Source organism: Streptococcus oralis (genome assembly GCF_026782235.1).
GTDB lineage: Bacteria > Bacillota > Bacilli > Lactobacillales > Streptococcaceae > Streptococcus > Streptococcus oralis_CC.
This window is the reverse complement of record NZ_JAKUWE010000002.1, coordinates 494471-514414: the sequence shown is the minus strand read 5'-3', so window position 1 is coordinate 514414 and position 19944 is coordinate 494471. Positions and strand designations below refer to the sequence as shown.

Annotated in this window: 22 protein-coding genes; all 22 read right to left on the bottom strand. The window is 44.4% G+C overall.

Annotated features, from left to right (window positions below):
• Window positions 1–52 precede the first annotated feature (52 nt).
• The 22 genes from MK396_RS02915 to yhbY all read right to left on the bottom strand — a co-directional run bounded on the left by MK396_RS02915 (window position 53) and on the right by yhbY (window position 19743).
• Window positions 53–1327 carry a hydroxymethylglutaryl-CoA reductase, degradative gene (locus MK396_RS02915; protein WP_268723594.1) on the bottom strand — a complete coding sequence of 425 codons (1275 nt, stop codon included), beginning with the start codon at window positions 1325–1327 and terminating at the stop codon, window positions 53–55.
• Window positions 1327–2499 carry a hydroxymethylglutaryl-CoA synthase gene (locus tag MK396_RS02910; protein WP_268723593.1) on the bottom strand — a complete coding sequence of 391 codons (1173 nt, stop codon included), beginning with the start codon at window positions 2497–2499 and terminating at the stop codon, window positions 1327–1329. Before MK396_RS02910 ends, MK396_RS02915 begins: the two co-directional genes overlap by 1 nt.
• Before the next feature lie 118 nt (window positions 2500–2617).
• Window positions 2618–3073, bottom strand: a complete 456-nt coding sequence (locus MK396_RS02905) for a threonine/serine exporter family protein (protein ID WP_000176910.1) — start codon at window positions 3071–3073, stop codon at window positions 2618–2620.
• 1 nt (window position 3074) lies between these two features.
• Window positions 3075–3833 carry a threonine/serine exporter family protein gene (locus MK396_RS02900; protein WP_268723592.1) on the bottom strand — a complete coding sequence of 253 codons (759 nt, stop codon included), beginning with the start codon at window positions 3831–3833 and terminating at the stop codon, window positions 3075–3077.
• An 85-nt stretch (window positions 3834–3918) separates the two neighbouring features.
• On the bottom strand, window positions 3919–5799 hold the full coding sequence (gene pknB, locus MK396_RS02895; RefSeq protein ID WP_268723591.1) for a Stk1 family PASTA domain-containing Ser/Thr kinase: 1881 nt from the start codon (window positions 5797–5799) through the stop codon (window positions 3919–3921).
• Window positions 5796–6536: a Stp1/IreP family PP2C-type Ser/Thr phosphatase gene (locus MK396_RS02890; protein WP_268723590.1), complete on the bottom strand. Its 741-nt coding sequence runs from the start codon at window positions 6534–6536 to the stop codon at window positions 5796–5798. Before MK396_RS02890 ends, pknB begins: the two co-directional genes overlap by 4 nt.
• A 15-nt stretch (window positions 6537–6551) precedes the next feature.
• On the bottom strand, window positions 6552–7865 hold the full coding sequence (rsmB, locus tag MK396_RS02885) for a 16S rRNA (cytosine(967)-C(5))-methyltransferase RsmB (RefSeq protein ID WP_268723589.1): 1314 nt from the start codon (window positions 7863–7865) through the stop codon (window positions 6552–6554).
• The gene (fmt, locus tag MK396_RS02880; protein WP_268723588.1) at window positions 7858–8793 is read right to left on the bottom strand and encodes a methionyl-tRNA formyltransferase; all 936 of its coding nucleotides are present in this window, start codon (window positions 8791–8793) and stop codon (window positions 7858–7860) included. The genes rsmB and fmt overlap by 8 nt, the downstream gene beginning before the upstream one ends.
• A 12-nt stretch (window positions 8794–8805) precedes the next feature.
• On the bottom strand, window positions 8806–11202 hold the full coding sequence (locus tag MK396_RS02875; RefSeq protein ID WP_268723587.1) for a primosomal protein N': 2397 nt from the start codon (window positions 11200–11202) through the stop codon (window positions 8806–8808).
• 65 nt (window positions 11203–11267) lie between these two features.
• Window positions 11268–11582: a DNA-directed RNA polymerase subunit omega gene (rpoZ, locus tag MK396_RS02870; RefSeq protein ID WP_002874282.1), complete on the bottom strand. Its 315-nt coding sequence runs from the start codon at window positions 11580–11582 to the stop codon at window positions 11268–11270.
• 24 nt (window positions 11583–11606) lie between these two features.
• On the bottom strand, window positions 11607–12233 hold the full coding sequence (gene gmk / locus MK396_RS02865) for a guanylate kinase (RefSeq protein WP_254725043.1): 627 nt from the start codon (window positions 12231–12233) through the stop codon (window positions 11607–11609).
• Between the two features lie 134 nt (window positions 12234–12367).
• Window positions 12368–13981, bottom strand: a complete 1614-nt coding sequence (locus MK396_RS02860) for a ribonuclease Y (protein ID WP_268723586.1) — start codon at window positions 13979–13981, stop codon at window positions 12368–12370.
• A 202-nt stretch (window positions 13982–14183) separates the two neighbouring features.
• Window positions 14184–14438: a Txe/YoeB family addiction module toxin gene (locus MK396_RS02855; protein WP_268723585.1), complete on the bottom strand. Its 255-nt coding sequence runs from the start codon at window positions 14436–14438 to the stop codon at window positions 14184–14186.
• Window positions 14439–14441: 3 nt separating this feature from the next.
• Complete coding sequence (locus tag MK396_RS02850; protein ID WP_000388572.1) at window positions 14442–14696, bottom strand: type II toxin-antitoxin system Phd/YefM family antitoxin; 255 nt, start codon at window positions 14694–14696, stop codon at window positions 14442–14444.
• 133 nt (window positions 14697–14829) lie between these two features.
• The gene (locus tag MK396_RS02845) at window positions 14830–15927 is read right to left on the bottom strand and encodes a nucleotidyltransferase (protein WP_254725041.1); all 1098 of its coding nucleotides are present in this window, start codon (window positions 15925–15927) and stop codon (window positions 14830–14832) included.
• Window positions 15928–15941: 14 nt separating this feature from the next.
• Window positions 15942–16334, bottom strand: coding sequence for a hypothetical protein (locus tag MK396_RS02840; RefSeq protein ID WP_000252453.1), 393 nt, complete (start codon window positions 16332–16334; stop codon window positions 15942–15944).
• 9 nt (window positions 16335–16343) lie between these two features.
• Complete coding sequence (locus MK396_RS02835; protein WP_254725040.1) at window positions 16344–17084, bottom strand: class I SAM-dependent DNA methyltransferase; 741 nt, start codon at window positions 17082–17084, stop codon at window positions 16344–16346.
• Between the two features lie 206 nt (window positions 17085–17290).
• Window positions 17291–17644, bottom strand: a complete 354-nt coding sequence (gene rsfS / locus MK396_RS02830; protein WP_254725039.1) for a ribosome silencing factor — start codon at window positions 17642–17644, stop codon at window positions 17291–17293.
• A 12-nt stretch (window positions 17645–17656) separates the two neighbouring features.
• On the bottom strand, window positions 17657–18157 hold the full coding sequence (locus tag MK396_RS02825; RefSeq protein WP_198460040.1) for a cysteine hydrolase family protein: 501 nt from the start codon (window positions 18155–18157) through the stop codon (window positions 17657–17659).
• Window positions 18158–18751 (bottom strand): bis(5'-nucleosyl)-tetraphosphatase (symmetrical) YqeK, encoded by a 594-nt coding sequence (yqeK, locus tag MK396_RS02820; RefSeq protein WP_254725038.1) that lies wholly within the window; start codon window positions 18749–18751, stop codon window positions 18158–18160.
• Window positions 18751–19380 (bottom strand): nicotinate-nucleotide adenylyltransferase, encoded by a 630-nt coding sequence (locus tag MK396_RS02815; RefSeq protein WP_000963713.1) that lies wholly within the window; start codon window positions 19378–19380, stop codon window positions 18751–18753. The genes yqeK and MK396_RS02815 overlap by 1 nt, the downstream gene beginning before the upstream one ends.
• Before the next feature lie 51 nt (window positions 19381–19431).
• Window positions 19432–19743: a ribosome assembly RNA-binding protein YhbY gene (gene yhbY, locus MK396_RS02810; protein WP_000060169.1), complete on the bottom strand. Its 312-nt coding sequence runs from the start codon at window positions 19741–19743 to the stop codon at window positions 19432–19434.
• Window positions 19744–19944: the final 201 nt, after the last annotated feature.

Genomic DNA, 19944 nt, shown 5'->3' with positions numbered 1-19944 from the left:
ATTTTCATTGACTATAAGCACAAGAAAACTCAGACTGATTTGTCTGAGTTTTTTATGATCTTAAGTTTTCGAGATAACACTGGGCTGTCTCTAAGTTAAAGGTTTTATCTGCGATGAGGCGCTCAACGAGGGGAGCAACTTCGGACTCACTAGCACCTGCTAGGAGAGCTAAGGATTTGGCCTGCAATTTCATGTGGCCTTGCTGGATGCCTGTACTGACCAAGGCTTTGAGAGCCGCAAAGTTTTGGGCAAGACCGATGGACACGATAATCTGAGCTAATTCCTTGGCTGAAGGATTTCCTAGTAGTTCATGACTGAGTGCTACACGTGGGTTGAGTCCGATAGAGCCACCCTTGGTCGCTACGGGCATGGGTAAGGTCATCTCACCGACCAATTCTTCTGTGTTCCTATCTAGACTCCATCGACTGAGACCTTGATAGCGTCCGTCTCGACTGGCAAAGGCATGGGCCCCAGCTTCGATGGCACGCCAGTCATTACCAGTGGCAATCAAAATGGCATCAATACCGTTAAAAATCCCTTTATTATGAGTAGCTGCTCGGTAAGGATCAGCCTGCGCAAACTGGCTAGCCAAGGCTATTTTCTCCGCAATTTCTCGTCCTTGGTCCCTTTGGGGACTCAAGTAGCGAAAGGCGATTCGACAGCTTGCAGTCACCAGAGAATCGGTCGCATAGTTGGACAAAATTCCCATAAGGCTTTGTCCTTGACTGAGTTCTTCTAAGACTGGCTTCAAGGATTCCAGCATGGTGTTGAGCATATTGGCTCCCATGGCTTCCTGGGTATCGACATGGAGATAAACAACGAGAAAGTCTGTTTCTCCTTTGATCTGCTCTACATGCAAATCACGCGCCCCACCCCCACGTTTGACGATGGAGGGATAGGCTTGATTGGCAAGTTCTAAGAGCTCTGCCTTCTTGCTGGCAATCTTCTCTTGCGCTTGTTCAGGATTAGCAACTTGATAAAGGGCTACCTGACCAATCATCTGGCGCTCATGTACTTGAGCAGTAAAGCCACCTGCTCGCTTGATGATTTTACTTGCATAGCTGGCCGCAGCAACCACTGAGGGTTCTTCTGTCACATAGGGAACTGTGTAGTCCTGACCGTTCACCAAAAGCTCTGGAATGATAGAATAAGGCAGAGAAAAAGTTCCCACTACATTCTCACTCAGCTGATCTGCAACTGCCAAGCTGACTTGTTCATCCTGCTCCAGACTGGTTTGCTTTTCAGGACTAAGGAGCGCCTGAGCTTTCAGTAACTCAAGGCGCTCATGGTATGACTTTTTAGAAAATCCATTCCAACTTCTCTTCATTATTTTTCAACCTTGCTATAACGACGTTGGTGGTCGAGAATTTCAACCAAGGCATAGTCTTGATGTTCATAGCCTGCAAACTGGGCTGAACCAGATTCATCCAACTCTACCTCTTCGAAGAAGACTTTTTCATAGTCTGCAACAGACAATGCTGTACGTTGCTTGAGTTTGCTCAAGCGATCCTTATCAAGGTAAGTTTCATAACCTTCTACCAGTTCTCCACTAAAGAACTCTGAAACCGCTCCACTTCCGTAACTGTAGAGGACAATTTTATCTCCAGCCTTCAAATTTTCTGCATTTTCCAAAAGGGAGAGAAGCCCAAGGAAGAGGGAACCTGTGTAGATATTCCCAATCATCTGACTGTAGAGAATGGACTTATCAAAGTTTTCTTGCAGACTATCCTTTTTTTCCTGAGACAAAGTCTTATCCATCATCTTGCGCAAGCCTTTTAGGGCCAACTTAGGATAAGGTAAGTGGAAGCAGATGGCCGCAAAATCATTCATAGTCCAATCATAACGTTTCTTGTATTCATCCCAAGTCGTCGTAAGACTGTCAAGATATTGCTGAGTTGAGTATAAGCCGTTTACATAAGGAGTGGTTGAATAGTTTGGGCGCCAGAAATCCATAATATCACGCGTTTGGGCAACATTATCATTGTTAAAGGCCATGGTACGCGGATTTTGCGTAATCAACATCGCCACACTCCCAGCTCCCTGAGTTGGTTCACCTGGAGCCGCTACACCATACTTGGCAATATCGCTAGCGATGACCAAAACCTTGGACTTTGGAGAATTTTCCACATGCAACTTGGCATAATGGAGGGCAGCTGTTGCTCCGTAACAAGCTTCTTTGATTTCAAAACTGCGAGCGAACGGCTGGATACCTAATAGACCGTGAACAAAGACCGCTGCTGCCTTACTCTGGTCAATCCCTGACTCGGTCGCCATGATGACCATGTCAATTTCTTCTTTTTCTTTATCTGTCAAAATAGAGTTACTTGCACTGGCAGCTAAGGTGACAACATCCTCAGTCAATGGTGCAATGCTAATTTCGTTTAATAAGAGACCCTTACTATATTTATCCGGATCAACTCCTCTTGCTTCTGCTAGGTCTTGTAATTTCAAGACATATTGACTGGTCGCAAAACCAATCTTATCAATACCGATTGTCATATTTACCTCTGTTTTTTCATTCATTGTAAAAAATCGTTCTATTCTATTTTATCACAAATAGGAACAAATGAGAGAAAAAAGACTTGATTCAACAAGTCAAGTCTTTGCTTTGACAGCATTAGGAGGATATGCCTCGCTGTTTTCGGATATAGTAATAAAGTTTTAGAATCACTGTTCCACTGGCCATCCCGATAGAAATGACCAGAGCCAACATAACTACTAGTGTTGCACTGGTAAGGGCATGACTGTAATCACCTGTCACAAAGAAAGCTGTCGTTCGATAGGATAGATAACCTGGCACCAAGGGGGCAAGAATGGCCAAGACAAAGACCACTGCTGGCGTCTTATAGACAATACTTAGAATCTGGCTGATGCAAGAACCAACCACCGCTGCGATAAAGGTCGCAACAATAACATTGGTTGGTTCTTTAAGTACAAGATAGAGGAGCCAGACACCCATTCCCAGAACACCACCAGGTAGGAGCATAGAGCGTTGAACATTCAGTACGATTAAAAAGGTGATAATGGCGAGTAAACTCGCCACTGCTTGGAGCAAAATACTTGTTAGAGTCATCTTATGTCATCAAAACCAGGGCGACGGAGGTACCGGCCCCTAAAGCGAGGGTAATGAGCAGGGATTCAAACATCTTGCTCATACCAGAGTTGATATGGTTGGTCATGATATCCCGAACTGCATTTGTCAGAGCAATGCCCGGAACAAAGGGCATGACGGCTCCCGCTATGATCAAGTCTGCCGTCGAAGGGAATCCTGTATAGCGGACCCAGAACTGGGCAATCAAGCCAAAAACAAAGGCTCCCGCAAAGGCGGTTACAAAAGGAATGCGGACAAACTTCTCTACATAGAGAGAGAAAGCAAAACCAAGTAAGGTCGCAATGGCTGCACCAAAAGCATCATAAGTATTCCCCCCGAACATAATCGAGAAAAAAGGGGCACTGAGAGTTGCTGCAATAGTCACTTGGAACTTGGTATAAGGAAGAGCTTGATTTCTGATTTCCTTTAGCCTTTCAAAGGCTGTAGAGAGATCAATCTGGCCTCCGACAAGCTCCCGTGATACTTGGTTGACATCGCAGACTTTTTCGATGTTGTAGGAGGAAGAAGTGACCCGTTTCATACGAGAAATATTGGTATTCTCAATAGAAAAGAAAATAGCTGCTGGCATGGCAAGAACGTTGCAATCCACTATTCCCTGTGAATGAGCGATACGGATCATGGTGTCCTCAACCCGATAAATCTCCGAACCGCTTTTTAAGAGAATGGTTCCAGCTAACATAATGACATCAATAACGGCATTCAACTCTCTTGATTCGTCCATTTTCTCCTCCTTTTCTGCTTCCTATATTTTATCACAAAAATCAATGAAAAAAAATCTTTGTCATGAAATCATGACAAAGATTCGTTTAATCTCGAGAACTTTCACGGGTTTCTTCACTATTTGATTGACTAGTTGAAGGAGTGTTTCCTTGTTGGTTCCCCTGATTTGGAGTTGTAGAAGAACCTTGGTTCCCACGTTGTGCAGAACTAGAAGATGAAGTTGACGGTGGTGTTTTCGGTTTGTAGATGGAAAGTTTGATACGCGTGCTAGCAAGGTCAACCTGTTCACCCGCTTTTGGTGTTTGATCTACAACTGTACCTTCTGCTGTCCCCTCAGGAGCAGTCGAAACCTCGACAACCTCAATATTGGCCTCTTTTACACCGACAATCTGAGTCAAATTATTCTTTGTAAATTCGAGACTTGAACCAATATAACTTGGCATAGAAACGCTTGTTACTTTCTTAGCAACCGTTAAAGTAATTGTGCTAGCTTTTGAAAGATCATAAGTCGTACCTGCCGCAGGACTTTGTCTGAGAATGGTTCCAGGTTTGCTTTCGCTGGATTCTTCCTCTTCCATCTTGATTAGATTCTCAGGAACCTTCTTCTCCTTGAGTTCAGCTACGGCATCCGTATACTTGCGTCCGACGTAATTGCTCAATTGGAAGGATTGCTTACCAGAAGAAACAATCAAATTGACCTTGGTTCCTTCTTTTCGGCCGCTACCAGCTTCTGGATCCGTTCGAATAACACGTCCTTCTGCTACGGTATCGCTGGCTTCTGACTTTTCTTCACCAGCTTCAAACTTGGATTTTTTAAGAGCTTCCTTAGCCTCTGCAACGGTTTGTCCAGCTACGTTAGGAATAGCAATCGTTGCTGGTGTTCTTGACAAAATCCAGATTAAAGAGGCTGCAACTAATAGAAGACTAGCCAAAAGAATCATATAGCGAGCCTTAAACTTCCGTTTTTTAGTTGGCTTTTGCGTAGGCGCTTGCTCTGGGGTTAATTTCTTTGACTGAGGACGTTCTTCCTGCGCCGGAGCTTTTGGAATCGAGGTCAATGTACTTTGTGGGACTTTAGGTAAAGTCTTCGTATCCGCCTTACTCGCATCGTCAAAGACCAGTTTCGGTTCATTCCGACGATTATAAGACAAGCTAGTTGACAAGTCCATATACATTTCTGAAACAGACTGATAGCGATCAGACAATTTCTTAGCAGTTGCCTTGATGACAACATTTTCCAAAGCCTGAGGGACAGATGGGTTTTCAGCAATGACGGACGGAAGTGGCTTCTGGAAATGCTGAAGGGCAATCGTAACCGCACTATCCCCATCATAAGGGATATGACCCGTCAGCATTTCATAGAAGATAATTCCCATTGCATAGATATCACTCTGGAAGGTCGCTTTTGAACCACGCGCTTGCTCAGGTGACAAATAATGAACCGAACCCAGCATCGAGTTGGTCTGGGTCAGACTCGTCTCTGCAAAGGCCACTGCAATCCCAAAGTCAGTAACTTTAGCAGTTCCATCTGGTGTCAAGAGGATATTTTGAGGTTTCAAATCCCGGTGAACTATTCCTCGAGTATGGGCTAAGCGCATGGCCAAGAGGATTTGCCCCATGATCCGAACTGCTTCTTCGTTTGAAAGAGGATAGTGTTCTTTAATATAGCGCTTGAGGTCAAGGCCTGCAACGTATTCCATAGCTAGGTACTGTTGACCGTCTTCCTCACCAATATCTGTTATCCGAACGATATGAGGATGGTCCAGATCCGCCATGGCCCTCGCTTCACGCTGGAAACGTGCCACAGCAATCGGGTCCGTCTGGTAGTTGGTCCTCAGGACCTTCACTGCCACTTCTTCCCCGTCTAGGATCAAATCCTTGGCCAAGTAAACATCTGCCATGCCTCCTCGACCAATCTGCTTGACAATCCGATACCGCCCGGCAAAAATCTTGCCGATTTGGATCATTCTGTCGCCTCCTCGTTCATGTAAACAAGGGCAACCGTAATGTTGTCTAAACCTCCTGCATTGTTAGCGAAGCGAATGAGGGTTGCCGCCTTGTCTGCTAGGGAAATATCACTGGTTACGATATCATAAATCTCGCTTGCCGAAATCATATTGGTCAAACCATCACTATTGAGTAAGAGATAATCTCCTAACTCCAGTGTAATCATCCCAAAATCAGGCTGGATTTCATCTTTTTGTCCGATAGACTGTGTGATGATATTCTTTTGAGGGTGAGTTTCTGCTTCTTCTGGAGTCAATTGACCAGCCTTGAGCAATTCATTGACCAAGGAATGGTCACTCGTTAACTGGTGGTATTCTTCTCCACGAATCAAACCGATACGAGAATCTCCAATGTGAGCATAGATGGCTTGGTTGTCAATAAACGCAACAGCTTCTAGCGTTGTCCCCATGCCTCTGTAGGCTTCGTCCTGACCTAGTTGATGAATTTTTTGATTTTCAATCTCCAGGTAGTGGGCAAACCACTCACGAACTTCATTGACTGAGTCAATTTGGGTATCCACCCAATCTACACCGAGGTCTGTTACCGCCATCTCACTAGCGATATTTCCTGCACGGTGTCCTCCCATCCCGTCAGCCAAGATGATCATGGTGCGTCCTGCACGGTTGACAAAGTGATTGACATAGTCCTGATTATTTGTCCGTTTCTGACCAACATCTGTTAATAATGCTATTTCCATTGTGTCAGTTCCTTCCTATTCTGATATCTTGCGAAATTGGCTGACAAAGAATCCATCACTTCCATACAATTCAGGAGTAATCAGGATGCAGCCATCTTTCAGGATATCTTTGCATTCGTGTTCTAGTTTAACCTGCTCGAACTCGGGATGACTTTCTAAAAATGCCTCAACGACTTGAAAGTTCTCCTCAGAGACGATAGTACAGGTACTATACGTTATTATACCACCTTTTCGTAGCGTTTGACAAACACTACCTAATATTTCCAGCTGAATTTCCTGTAAGGACGTGAAATCTGCTGTTTCTTTATTGTATTTGATATCTGGTTTGCGACGTAAAAGTCCAATCCCAGAACAGGGGGCATCTACCAAAATCTTATCAAAAGAGTCCCGACCGAAAAACTCATGCACTTTTCTGGCATCCAATTTTTGCGTTTGCACTCGATCTGCCACACCTAAACGCTCCGCATTTTCTTGGATCAAGTCCAACTTATGATCATAAAGATCCAAAGCCGTCACCTTACCTGTCGTGAGATACGAAGCCATATGGGCTGTTTTCCCACCCGGAGCTGCACAGGCATCTAGGACCTGTTCATCACCTTGTAGATCAAGGGTCGGAGCAACCAGTTGACTGGACTCGTCTTGGATGGTTATAGCCCCTTCTGCGAACAAATCATGTCCCGCAAAGTGGCCTTGCTCCTTGACCAGACCAGTGGCCGCCAAAGGGGAATCAGCCGCCTCTAACACGGCTTTAATTTCCTCTTTTCGGCTCAAATCAGCTACACGGATACTGGCTTTGTTGCGCACCAAGAGACTTTTAAAGATGGCTTGTGCTCGCTCTTCCCCGTACTCTTCCTTAAGTTTAGACACTAGCCAAACTGGGAGAGAATAGGCAATGGAATCACGCTTATTTTTGCGTTTGATGCTGTCAATATCTGGCCAGCCTTCTCTTAAAATACGACGAAGAACAGCGTTGACCAATTTTTCACTGCCTTTTTTACGGGCTTTGGCCAGCTCTACCGCTTCATTAACAATAGCGTGATTAGGAATCTTATCTAGATACCGAAGTTGGTAGGCGCTCAGAAGGAGCAGGATATAGAGCCAGTTATCTAGCTTATCCCGGTCTTCGATAAAGTGGGACAGGTACCATTCCAGAGTCAGTTTTCGGGCTACCGTTCCGTAGACAATCTCTGTCACCAACCCCTTATCTGCTACTGAGAGCTGACTCCCCTTGAGGTGTTTATTTAAGGCAATATTGGAGTATGCTTGATTAACCAAAACATCCTCTAGCACTGCTAGAGCTAGACTTCTAGCTGTTTCTACTTTAGTCACCAAATCGTTCTCCTACAGTCAATGTCCGTCCAACTCCGTTGAGGAAGGAAGCAATGTCCATCTTAGGCTTACCAGCTGGCTGCACTTGCTTGAGAGACAGAGCCCCTTCTGCCGTAGCAACGATCAATTCTTTCTTGCCAATAGACAGAATCTCACCTGGAGCTCCCTGACCTTCTACTGGCAGGGCTTCATAAATTTTAAAGCGGTCTCCCTTGAGAAAAGTGTGGGCAACAGGCCATGGATTCATGCCACGGATTTGGTTGAAGAGTTGACGGTTAGTCTTATTCCAGTCCAACTTTTCTTCCTCTGGTTTGATATTTGGCGAAAAAGTGACTTGGCTTGGGTCCTGAGGCACAGGTTTGATCTCCCCAGCAATATAGCCAGGAAGGGTGTCCAAGAGCAAATCACGACCAACAATGGCTAATTTCTCAAATAAGGTTCCAACATTGTCCTCATCTGTGATAGGAATACTGCGACGAGAAATCATATCCCCTGCATCCATTTCCTTGACCATCTCCATAATGGTCACACCAGCTTCCTCATCCCCTTGAATCAAGGCATAATGAATGGGTGCACCACCACGGTGTTTTGGAAGGAGGGAAGCGTGAACGTTGACCGCAAAGTTCATGCTATCAAGAAGTTTACTTGGGAGGAACTGCCCAAAAGCAGCGGTCACAATCCCATCCGCCCCTAGCTTCATAATGGCTTCCATCTCTGGACTTCCAGATAATTTTTCAGGCTGGTAGATAGGAAGGCCTGCTTCTTTGGCAGCCTGCTTAACCGGGGTTTCTTGGATCACTTTTTTACGGCCGACAGCGCGATCAGGCTGAGTCACAACTGCTAGAATTTCATAACGATCATCTGATAACAACCCCTTCAAAATTGTCGATGAAAAATCGGGAGTCCCCATAAAGATTAGTTTTGTCATTTCTTCTCCTTCTTATAAAAATTGCTGCGGCTCATGGTCAATGCTGAGACGGAGCTCGCTATTTTCCCGTTCTTGAGTCAAGGCCAAAACTCGATTGAGAGTTGGTCCCAGCTCATCTTCTAAACGGTATTTAATTAAAATCTGGTAATGATAAAGGTTGTGGGTACGGGCGATGGGTTTTGGCGTTGGTCCAAGGATTTTACTAGTTTCCGATAAACCTGAGCGCAAAATCCCCATGACTTCATAGGCACGTTTGACAACCTCTTCTTCTTTCTTGTGAGAGAGGGTAATCCCAATCGTAAAATAATAAGGCGGATAGCCGAGTTGGCGCCTGATACTCATTTCATAAGAATAAAAACCTTCGTAGTCCTGATCCTTGGCAAAACGAATGGCATAGTGCTCTGGATTGTAAGACTGGATCAAGACCTGGCCTGCTTTTTCCGCCCGACCAGCGCGACCAGCCACCTGAGTTAAGAGCTGGAAGGTTCTCTCAGAAGAACGGAAATCAGGCAAGTTTAGGGCCGTATCCGCATTGAGCACTCCGACTAGGGTCACATTTGGAAAATCCAAGCCCTTAGCAATCATCTGAGTTCCCAACAAGATATCTGCTTCCCCTCGGCCAAACTGGTCAAGAAGAACTTGGTGACTGCCTTTCTTACGGGTCGTATCCACATCCATCCGTAGAATGCGTGCCTGAGGAAAGAGCTCTGCTAGCTCATCGTAGGCTTTCTGAGTCCCCGTCCCGTAGTAACGAATACTGCGACTCTGACAGTTGGGACAGACATGAGGAATCCCCTTTGAAAAGCCACAGTAATGGCAGTTCATGGTCTTGGTATCCATGTGGAGAGTCAGAGAAATGTCACAGTTGGGACAAGTATCCACCGTCCCACACTCCCGACACATGACAAAGCTAGAATAACCCCGACGGTTGAGCATGAGGACTACCTGCTCTTTTTTATCCAAGCGGTCTTGGATAGCTTCTAGCAAAGGAGGGGTAAAGTTTGATGTCTCATTCTGCCCGATATAGTCCCGAAAGTCAATCACTTGAACCTCAGGAATAGTGGCCAAAGGATTGGCCCGTTGGGTCAGGCGTAAGTGTTGATAGACGCCTTTTCCAGCACGCGCACGACTTTCTAAGCTCGGTGTCGCCGAACCAAGGACCAGGGCCGCTCGATTGTACTGGGCCCGTAGAATGGCGACCTCTCTAGCATGATAACGGGGATTGCTGTCTTGTTTGTAGCTAGCCTCATGCTCTTCATCGATAATCATGACACCTAGATTTTTCAAAGGGGCAAAGATAGCTGATCGAGCGCCAACGACAACTTGGGCATCGCCACGCTCAACCTTGCGCCATTCGTCATACTTTTCACCATTGGACAGGCCTGAGTGAAGAATGGCCACTTTCTCGCCAAAACGAGCAATGAAACGCTCCGTCATTTGTGGCGTCAGGGAAATCTCAGGTACCAGCAAAATGGCTGTCTTACCCTTGTCCAAGGCCCCTTGTATAATCTGCAAGTAAACCTCCGTTTTCCCACTTCCTGTAATTCCTTGAAGGAGGAAAGGAGGCTGTTGACTGCCAATAGCACTGACAACGGCATCACGCGCCTGTCTTTGTTCTGGATTCAACTCCAAAGGTTGGCTGGCTTCAATGCCTTCAAAATAAGCAGCTGAACGTTGCACTTCCTTTTGAACTAGAGTTAAAGCTCCTTGCTCCACAAAAAAATTGACTTGCTCGCGTGAGTAGGACTCTAACAAACTAGCCAGAGGAGCACTCTCAGGATGAGACAGCAGATAATCTCTCAGCTCTGCCTTTTTCTTAGCACGCGCAGAAATCTCAATCCGCTCTAGCTGAGTAGCATCAACCTCATACCAAGACTGGGTCTTGACCTTCTTTTGATCGACTGCCTGGTATTCTAAACGGAGTAGCCCTTTTCTAGTCAAGCGCATCATTTCTGCCTGTTTGGCCAAATCTAGAGAAGAAAAGGCGAGCGAATCTTCTGAACCAAACAAACGCTCTCGGTCTGCCTGACTCAGACCTTCCAGAGGATAGAGAATCTTATCATAACTGGAGTTTAAAAATCCTGGCAACATGGCTTTTAGGATGGAGATTTTGTAAGAAAAGACGGACTTGCGTAATTCCTCAGCCAACCAGAGTTGCTCTTGAGTGAGAACCGGGGAAAAATCCAGCACCTCCGCAATCTCCTTCAAGTCCTGATCAGCCACCTCTTCATCCGACTGGGACTCCATACCTAGCACAATCCCTTGTATCAAACGATTGCCCTTACCGAAGGGGACATGGACCCGCATACCGACTTCCAACATCTCTACAAATTCCTCAGGAACCTTGTAGCTATAGGGCTGGTCCGTCTGCATAAGGGGAACATCTACGATAATCTTTGCAATAGCCATCTTCTCACCTCCTTCTTGTCAGTAAATTCTTGCAATAGAAAAAATAAGATTGAGTCCCCCCAACCTTAAATTTTTTCACCATCTTCTTTTTCTTTAGCGATTTGCTCTTTGATTTTCTTTTCTTCTTCTTCTTTGCGGCGTTTTTCTTCTTCGATACGGAGACGAACCGCTTCACGTTTTCCTTCTGGATCTGGGTGAATGGTTACATTGCCTGACTCGATTTCTTCCAAGGCGCGAAGAGTTGATTTTTCAGACTTAAACTCTTGAGTTGCTGGCGCACCTGCTTCTAGTTCGTGGGCACGTTTTGCTTCCAAGATTACGAGTGAATATTTTGATGGCACCTTGTCTAGCAAGGTATCGATAGAGGGTTTTAACATCATTTGCTTGTACCTGTTTCCTATAGTTTATCGAGTAGTTGGAGATTTTGGCAACATCTCCTGGTAGTGACCAATGACACGGTCCACACGGAAGTGTTCTGCTTCGATCACACGCTTGACACGTTCAGCAGCGAGGGACACCTGATCGTTGACAATGGCATAATCATACTCACGCATGAGAGCAATTTCTTCCTTGGCTTTTTCGATTCGTTGGGCAATCACTTCAGCGCTATCTGTTCCACGACCTACCAAACGATCTTGCAATTCATCCAAATCTGGTGGCGTTAGAAAGATAAAGACAGCATCTGGAACCTTTTTCTTAACCTGAAGAGCTCCTTGGACTTCAATCTCAAGGAAGACATCGATTCCCTTATCTAGGGTTTCGTTGACATAGGTCAGCGGAGTTCCATAGTAGTTACCGACATATTCTGCATATTCCAACATCTGACCTTGACGGATCAGCTCTTCAAACTCTTCACGAGTACGGAAGAAATAATCCACTCCGTCCACTTCACCAGGACGTTGCGCACGCGTCGTCATCGATACAGAGTATTGAAATTGATTCTCAGAATTCTCAAAAATCTCTCTTCTAACCGTTCCTTTCCCAACTCCTGAAGGACCAGAAAAAACGATTAGCAAGCCTCGGTCTGCCATTATGTCTCCTTTAGTTAGTCTGTGAAATAAAGTAAAATTTCTCTCGGATAGTGATGATAGCGTCAGTTATCCTTCTACAGTCTTTCTATCTAGTGTAACAAAAAAGCAGTAATTTTTCAACTGCTCTTTCTTTTTTATTTAGCATAATCTACTGCACGAAGTTCGCGGATCACGGTTACCTTGATATTTCCTGGGTAATCGAGATTATTTTCAATTTTCTCACGAACTTTGTGAGCCAAGATTGTGACTTTGTCGTCCTTGATTTGTCCTGGATTAACCATGATACGGATTTCACGTCCTGCTTGAAGGGCAAAACTATTTTGCACTCCTTCAAAGCCATTGGCGATTTCTTCCAAATCATGGAGACGCTTGATGTAGCTTTCAAGAGACTCGCTACGAGCACCTGGACGCGCTGCACTCAAGGCATCTGCTGCAGCAACGATCACTGCAATGACGCTTTCAGCTTCGACATCGCCGTGGTGGCTAGCAATGGTATTCACCACAACTGGGTGTTCCTTGTACTTACGAGCCAATTCCGTACCAATCTCAACGTGGCTACCTTCAACCTCGCGGTCAATAGCTTTCCCGATGTCGTGAAGGAATCCAGCACGACGGGCAAGAGCTGCATTTTCACCAAGTTCACTCGCAATGATACCAGATAACTTAGCAACCTCAATCGAATGACGCAAGACATTTTGTCCATATGAAGTACGGAACTGCAAGCGCCCCATGATCTTCATCAAGTCTGGATGGAGGTTTGGCGCACCAATCTCATAGGCAGCAGCCTCACCATATTCGCGGATTTTATTGTCAATCTCCTGACGGTTTTTTTCCACCAACTCCTCGATACGAGCTGGATGGATACGGCCATCCTTGAGCAACATTTCCATGGTCATACGAGCAATTTCACGACGAATCGGATCAAATCCTGACAAGGTTACCACTTCTGGCGTGTCATCGATGATCACGTCGACCCCTGTCAAACTTTCAAAGGTACGAATATTACGCCCTTCACGACCGATAATGCGCCCCTTCATGGTATCATCTGGTAGATGAACTGTCGAGTTTGTTGACTCTGCTACATAGTCACCAGCGATACGCTGCATAGCCTGAACCAAGATATCTTTGGCAATCTTGTCTGAACGTTCCTTGACCTCTTGCTCAGCTTCACGAATGCGACTAGCAATTTCCTTGGTCAAGTTTTCCTCTGTTTGAGCCAAGATAATATCTCGAGCCTCAGTTTGGGAAAGGGAGCCGATACGTTCAAGTTCAGCTTCTTTTTGTCTTTCGACTTCCTCTAATTGCTCTTCACGTGCATCAAGGTTTTTTGCTCTATCAGAAATACTTTGTTCTTTTTGTTCAAGTGTTTTTTCTTTGTTCGTCAAATTGTCGTCCTTACGGTCAAGGCTCGTAGCTCTCTCCGTCAAACGACTTTCAATTTGCTTGAGCTCCTGACGTTCTGACTTAAATTCAGCGTCCACTTCTTCACGGTATTTTCTGGCTTCCTCTTTGGCCTCCAATAGTGCTTCTTTTTTAAGAGACTTGCTTTCGCTCTTGGCTTCATTTAGTAATAAATCCACTTCGCGCTCAGCTTGTCCTCGTAAATTAGTTGCTTCTTGTTCAGCATTTAGAAGCATCAACTCTGCAGCCTCTTGAGATGATTTCATCTTAGCTGAGATGCTGACATATCCAATGACTAAACCAATGATGACGGCAAAAACAGCAATCGCAAGTGTCATGATTTCCATGTTTTTACCTCATTAAATTTGTTTATCGAATGACATACATTCCTTAATATTCTATCATAAAAAAACGATTTCCACAAACCTAAAATAGCATATGTTTTGGGGAATTTAAAACACATTTACCTAAAATTTATTAGTGCAATCTCTATTTCTTAGAAGTTATAGCTTAGTAAAAATTATAGAAAAAGCCCACCTTTCGGTAGACTTAGTAATGATCTTTGAAAGACAAGAAAGCCACGCTATCTCCATCCATCATATAAATCAAGCGATTTTCTGCGTCAATACGACGAGACCAGGCTCCTTGGTAGTCATACTTGAGTGGTTCTGGTTTACCAATTCCTACAAAAGGATCGCGTTGAATATCCTTGATTAGCATGTTGATTCTTTTTAACGTTTTCTTGTCCTGAGTTTGCCAATAGCAATAATCCACCCAGGCATCTTCTGTAAACTTGAGCAACATCCATTACTCCTCAATCACATGGACCTGAGTGCTTCCAGCACGAACTTGAGCCATTCCTCGCAAGACCTTGTCAGAAAGTTCCTTATTTTGAGCGATTCTCAGGGTTTCCTGAATACTATCCCACTCGCTCTTTGAAAGGACTACAATATCCTCATCTGGATTTTTATTGACCACCGTCAAAGGCTCAAATTCATCGTTTACCTTCTTCATGTAGTCTTTTAAATGATTTCGGAATGTTGAATAAAGAACTGCTTCCATAACCATACCTCATTTTACCTCTTTTCCACTATTATACACAAAAAGAAAGAAATTGTCAGGAACTTGTACAAGATTTTTCTTTTCTATCTATTTATTCGAAAATCTTCTAAAAAAAGCCTACCTTTCAGTAGACTCAGTTTGTTTCTATTCTAATCGGCACTCTGCCGAAATTCTGCTCTGCTATTCTTGGCTGTCCTAGTTGGTAAATCTGGTCTGCCTTTTGAGTCATAGCATCCCAGGGTTCTTTGCCAATTCGGCTGACTAGATGGACCTGTTCTTTCAGAGACTTGAGGTGTTGTCTGCCTTTTTCAGTAAAACCAAGGACATGGATGGCTTCTGGCAAGTCGCTTTCTCTGGCCTGCACCAAAATATAGGTCAAGAGGCGTCTGACACGCGCCTTGGTATAACGCTTGGTCGCAACTGCCTCGACCAATTCGTCAACAGACTGGGCTGTTTTGATAGCTTCCTTGATGCGCACAGCCATTTCTTGATTGACCTGATAGATCGTTGTTAGGTCTGGATTTGACAAAATTTGATAGCGGAGCAAGGGAAAATAGTCGTCCCAACTCACCTTACTGGCCTGCTCAAAGAGAGCAACGGAAGGCATAAAGCGTTCTAAGAAATCTTGGTCTGATTGATGCTGGCGGAGCGCTGTCGCTGAGGCAAAGGCCACCTCCTTGTCCACAGAATGGTAACCAGCTCCCTGACGCTGAATCGGCTCAAGCTTGATGTTGCGTCCTGCAACAGCCTTGGCATAAGCTAGAGCTAGAACATGATTGGGGGTGTTGCCAGAAAAATCAAGATCTGCAAATTCCTGCCACATGGCTTGGGTTTTCTGGGGGTAGGAGAGTGAATCAGGCAGATTTTCCACAAAATTCTCCATCTCTCTACCTTGCTCTGTGTATAAGTCAGCAATTTTCTGATAATCCAAAACTTCCTCTGTCCCAAAAGCTAGCCTATCAATACCCAAGCGAACCAAGATATCCACAGCCCCTTGACCGAAGAAATCTGCCGCCTGAACACTGACTAAAAAGGGCAATTCCACTACAAGATCCGCTCCGTTTTCCAGCGCCATCTGAGCCCGTGTCCACTTGTCCACTATAGCAGGCTCTCCACGCTGCATGAAATTCCCAGACATGGCAACGATTTTCAGTCCCTTCGCCTGCTCAAGCAAGTATTTGTGCCCATTATGAAAAGGATTGAACTCTGCGATAATACCTGTGATGGTCATGATGTTCTCCCTTTCTAATGACGAAATCTACGATACCGCTCAGGCAATCTTCCTCTCCAGTTAAGCCATTGTTTTTCTCCTACTGGAAGGATTTCTGCCAGTTGTTCATTACTATAATTTTTTTGTAACTCAGGATAAGCTATCAACATAGTTGGTCTATGGCATCCAGCAACTGTCATTGGCCATGTTCCATACATCAGCATATGTCGGATATCATCCTCCGATTTTATTTCATTTACTAACATATCAAAAAGTTTCTTAGACATATCGTAAACGACTAACTCCGAAAATACAGTTCCTTCTTCCTGAACATAGAAGTATTGCCCATCTTTCTCCCAAAGCGTTCCATTTTGACGAATACGATTAAACTGCGAAACTTCTTCCCAAGAATATTTTGATCGAACCATATCCATCTCCTACTTCTGCGCGACAAAAAACCAACGGGTACTGGTTTCTGTTGGTTCCTTGTCCTCAAAGTCCGCATAGAGTTTGAAAGACTTGAAACCAGCCTGTTCCAGCAAGATATCATAGGTCAAGACTTCATATGTACGCTCCTCATGCACTTCATCGTGGCGACTAAAGGAACCGTCCGCTTCCTTGACAAAGAAGGTCAACTCATGCACGATGGAGTGAGGAGCCGCATCCTCATAGGTGTCCCAAAGCATGGCAAAATCTTCCGCATTTTCATGGTAAGAATAGCCTGGAAAAACCTCATCCGTCTGGTAGATCGAATGCACATCAAAGATAAAAATTCCGTCTTCATTGAGGGCATTATAGACTTCCTTAATGACGTCTCCTACCTCCACCTCATCCTGCATATAGCAGATAGAGTCCGAGTAACACGTAACAAAGTCGTATTGACCTGCCTTAGATAAATCCAGCATATTGCCTTCAATAAAATCAATCTTTTGCTTGGCTGAAGTAGCTCTTTTCTCCGCAATCTTCAGCATATCTGCGCTCAAGTCAAGCCCCGTCACATCAAAGCCTGCTTGAGAAAAGCGCACAGACTGGATACCTGTTCCACAAGCCAATTCCAAAAGCTTCTTTCTCTCCTTGGTCTTAGGCAAATGACGCAGAGAAAAATCCGTCCATTTATCATATAAACTATCATCCATCACAGCATCGTAAACAGCCGCAAAGGTTTCATAAGTTGCCATAATTAAGATACAAAGAGCGTTAAAAGCAAGGAGAAAATAGGAAACTTTCTGCTGTATCGTCAGATACAAAGGAAGTTACTCTTTTTCTCGCAGCTTTTAGCTCGTGTTCAGTTTCGAGATGAACAAAACACGACGCCCTCACCTTTCTATCCATTTTTTCTAAAATAAGCAAATAAAACCCAGTTGAGTGCAACTGAGTTCATCTACTAGGCCAAGGCTTCTGAAATATCTACAGAAGCCGCCTCATGCCATAGTTTTTCTAGGTTATAGTGGGCACGCATTTCTTCTGAGAAGATATGCACAACGACAGCACCGAGGTCTAGCAAGACCCAACCTCCAGCTGCATCGCCTTCAACATGACTACCTTTAAAGCCAGCTTCGGCTACTTTTTCACGGATATTATCTGCGATTGCGTCCAACTGACGGCTATTCATCGAGCTAGTGATGACAAAGTAGTCCGTCACGCTAGTCAAATCTTGTACGTCAAGTGCAAGGATATCCTCCGCACGTTTCTCATCAGCCGCTTTCACGACTAGTTCTAGTAATTCTTTTTCGTTCATTTAGTCCTCTTTCTAGAAAATATGTTTGTAATCTAGGACATCTGCAAAGCGCCCCTCCCAAATGCCCTCATAAAATTCATTTATCGTTTCTGCTGGAATGTCTTTCCCATCAAATGTTGTGCAAGTTCCTTCTGGAATAATAAGCTGATAGCCATATTCAAAGGCGACCTTGACAGAGGTATCCACACAATATTCTGTCTGCATACCACATAAAACTAATTTTTCAATCCCCTGTTTATCCAAGTATTCTTTTAAACCAGTTTCTTTGAAAATACTGTTATACTTCTTCTGAAAGACCTTTTCATTAGGTTTTCGATTTAAAAACTCAGATAACTGCCAATCTTCTGATGTTTGAGCTTCAGAGTCCTCAATATGTTGAACATAGATAATTTCGATATTCTTGCTTCTAGCCTGGTTTTGTAAATAAGAAATTTTTTCCAATAGACTATTTGTCTGAAAACCGGTTTCCACTAAAATATTCTGAACATCAATGATGATAAAAGCCGTCCTCATTTAGTCCTCTTTCAAATAGCGCACAAAGGCGTTATAGGTTTCCAGGGTTTGGGGATAGATGGGGAATCCCTGATGAGCTAAATGCTCCACAGTTCGTGCCGTTTCGTAGGCCACTGCCTTATTAAGTGACAAACTTGCAATTTCACGTGCCATATCCACACCTGGAAAGGCGCGGTTATGCTCGATATAATCTGCAACGTAGATTACCTTATCAAGATTGGTCATCTGATCAGCTCCGACTGTATGGATTTCAATAGCTCGCAGGATTTCAGAATCATGCAAATCCAAATCTTCCTGAATCTTGTAGATACCAACCATTCCATGCCAGACATTATTGCCCCAGTTTTTGAGGTCAGGGTCTAGCTGATAACGGTCAATCAAGTCTAGAAATTCCTGATCTGACAACTTTTTAGCATAGTCATGAAGAAGGCCCGCTAGACCCGCTTTCTCAGCATCAACTCCGAATCGCTTCGCTAGCTCTACGGCTGCACGCTCCACACCCAAACAATGGGTTAAACGTTTTTCAGGTAGAAGCTCTGCCATTTTTTTCAACAAAGCCTCGCGGGAGCAGTTGATATAGTCTTGGTATGCCATCAGTAAAGCCCCTCCTTCTCGATGTAGTCTAGCACTGGCTGAGGTAGGAGAAAGTTAGGTTTCCGACCTTGAGCAATGAAGTCACGCACCATGCTGGACGAGATGTCCATGAGAGGCACATCCACCCAGATAACAGGATAGGAAGTTCCAGCCTTGTAGCGTGGACGCTGAACCCCTACAAACTGAACCATGTCGACCAGTTCATCAATTCGGTACCACTTAGGCAGATAATCCACCATATCAGCCCCGATAATGAAGTAATAATCCGTATCTGGATGTTGCTCTGTCAAAATCTTCATGGTGTCGTAGGTGTAAGAAATGCCCTTCCGCTCTAGCTCGATGGTTTCAATGGCTAGACCTTCAATCCCCTCAATCGCTAACTCAAGCATCTTGAGACGATGATGCTCAGGTATGGTTTCCTTTTTATCTACATGAGGAGGTTGGTATTCGGGCATGAGCAGGACCTGGTCCAGTCCTAACTGTTGTCGTACTTGGTCTGCCACAACAAGATGGGCATTGTGAACAGGGTTAAAATTTCCCCCTAAAATCCCGACTTGTTTGCGTTTTTTCTCCTTGATTTCTGGTTCCAACTCTACCTTGGTAAAGGGAGTCAATAATTCGATTGCCATAGGCTCGTCTTCCTTTAATTCTCTGTAAAAACAGTTGTTTGGAGTAGATTTTTAGATTTCTTTAACTTTCTTGGAAATCTTGCGATTTTCTTTCTTGCTGGATTGTTTAAACAAAATCAAGATGCGTCCAATTTTTTGGACAGTATCTACACCAATTTCTTCTTCCAAGATTTCAGCTACTTCGTGGATGTTTTCATCTGTATTTTGTAAGAGTGTAACTTTAATCAATTCACGAGCGTCAAGAGCCTGACGGACGCTGGTTTTGATTTGGTCGTTGAGACCATTTTTCCCGATTTGGATGATGGGTTTGAGGGTGTGTGCCTGGCTGTTGAGGAAGGCACGTTGTTTTGAGGTTAATGACATATTCTTTCTTCCTTTTTTGATAGTTATTTTAGGTGGTGAGGGACGGTCGGAACTAATTTTCCAAAGATATCATCTTTGAAAAATGGATTTCCTGACCTCACAATTGAGCCTAGGTCTCAATTGTGCCCCTTGCCAATCTATCGATTGGCAATCACACCACGGCAATAACTATCGCTATATGAGCTCACTTTGTTCGCTCAG

Coding starts and splice junctions, on each gene's coding strand:
- MK396_RS02905 (WP_000176910.1), bottom strand. CDS start 3,073: ATGACTCTAACAAGTATTTTGCTCCAAGCAGTGGCGAGTTTACTCGCC.
- MK396_RS02900 (WP_268723592.1), bottom strand. CDS start 3,833: ATGGACGAATCAAGAGAGTTGAATGCCGTTATTGATGTCATTATGTTA.
- MK396_RS02840 (WP_000252453.1), bottom strand. CDS start 16,334: ATGGTTCGATCAAAATATTCTTGGGAAGAAGTTTCGCAGTTTAATCGT.
- rpoZ (WP_002874282.1), bottom strand. CDS start 11,582: ATGATGTTAAAACCCTCTATCGATACCTTGCTAGACAAGGTGCCATCA.
- MK396_RS02850 (WP_000388572.1), bottom strand. CDS start 14,696: ATGGAAGCAGTTCTTTATTCAACATTCCGAAATCATTTAAAAGACTAC.
- MK396_RS02875 (WP_268723587.1), bottom strand. CDS start 11,202: ATGGCTATTGCAAAGATTATCGTAGATGTTCCCCTTATGCAGACGGAC.
- pknB (WP_268723591.1), bottom strand. CDS start 5,799: ATGATCCAAATCGGCAAGATTTTTGCCGGGCGGTATCGGATTGTCAAG.
- yhbY (WP_000060169.1), bottom strand. CDS start 19,743: ATGTCATTAACCTCAAAACAACGTGCCTTCCTCAACAGCCAGGCACAC.
- fmt (WP_268723588.1), bottom strand. CDS start 8,793: ATGACAAAACTAATCTTTATGGGGACTCCCGATTTTTCATCGACAATT.
- MK396_RS02835 (WP_254725040.1), bottom strand. CDS start 17,084: ATGGCAACTTATGAAACCTTTGCGGCTGTTTACGATGCTGTGATGGAT.
- MK396_RS02815 (WP_000963713.1), bottom strand. CDS start 19,380: ATGGCAATCGAATTATTGACTCCCTTTACCAAGGTAGAGTTGGAACCA.
- rsfS (WP_254725039.1), bottom strand. CDS start 17,644: ATGAACGAAAAAGAATTACTAGAACTAGTCGTGAAAGCGGCTGATGAG.
- MK396_RS02860 (WP_268723586.1), bottom strand. CDS start 13,981: ATGGAAATCATGACACTTGCGATTGCTGTTTTTGCCGTCATCATTGGT.
- MK396_RS02890 (WP_268723590.1), bottom strand. CDS start 6,536: ATGGAAATAGCATTATTAACAGATGTTGGTCAGAAACGGACAAATAAT.
- MK396_RS02845 (WP_254725041.1), bottom strand. CDS start 15,927: ATGACCATCACAGGTATTATCGCAGAGTTCAATCCTTTTCATAATGGG.
- MK396_RS02855 (WP_268723585.1), bottom strand. CDS start 14,438: ATGTTGCTCAAGTTTACAGAAGATGCCTGGGTGGATTATTGCTATTGG.
- MK396_RS02910 (WP_268723593.1), bottom strand. CDS start 2,499: ATGACAATCGGTATTGATAAGATTGGTTTTGCGACCAGTCAATATGTC.
- gmk (WP_254725043.1), bottom strand. CDS start 12,233: ATGGCAGACCGAGGCTTGCTAATCGTTTTTTCTGGTCCTTCAGGAGTT.
- MK396_RS02915 (WP_268723594.1), bottom strand. CDS start 1,327: ATGAAGAGAAGTTGGAATGGATTTTCTAAAAAGTCATACCATGAGCGC.
- MK396_RS02825 (WP_198460040.1), bottom strand. CDS start 18,157: ATGAGGACGGCTTTTATCATCATTGATGTTCAGAATATTTTAGTGGAA.
- yqeK (WP_254725038.1), bottom strand. CDS start 18,751: ATGGCATACCAAGACTATATCAACTGCTCCCGCGAGGCTTTGTTGAAA.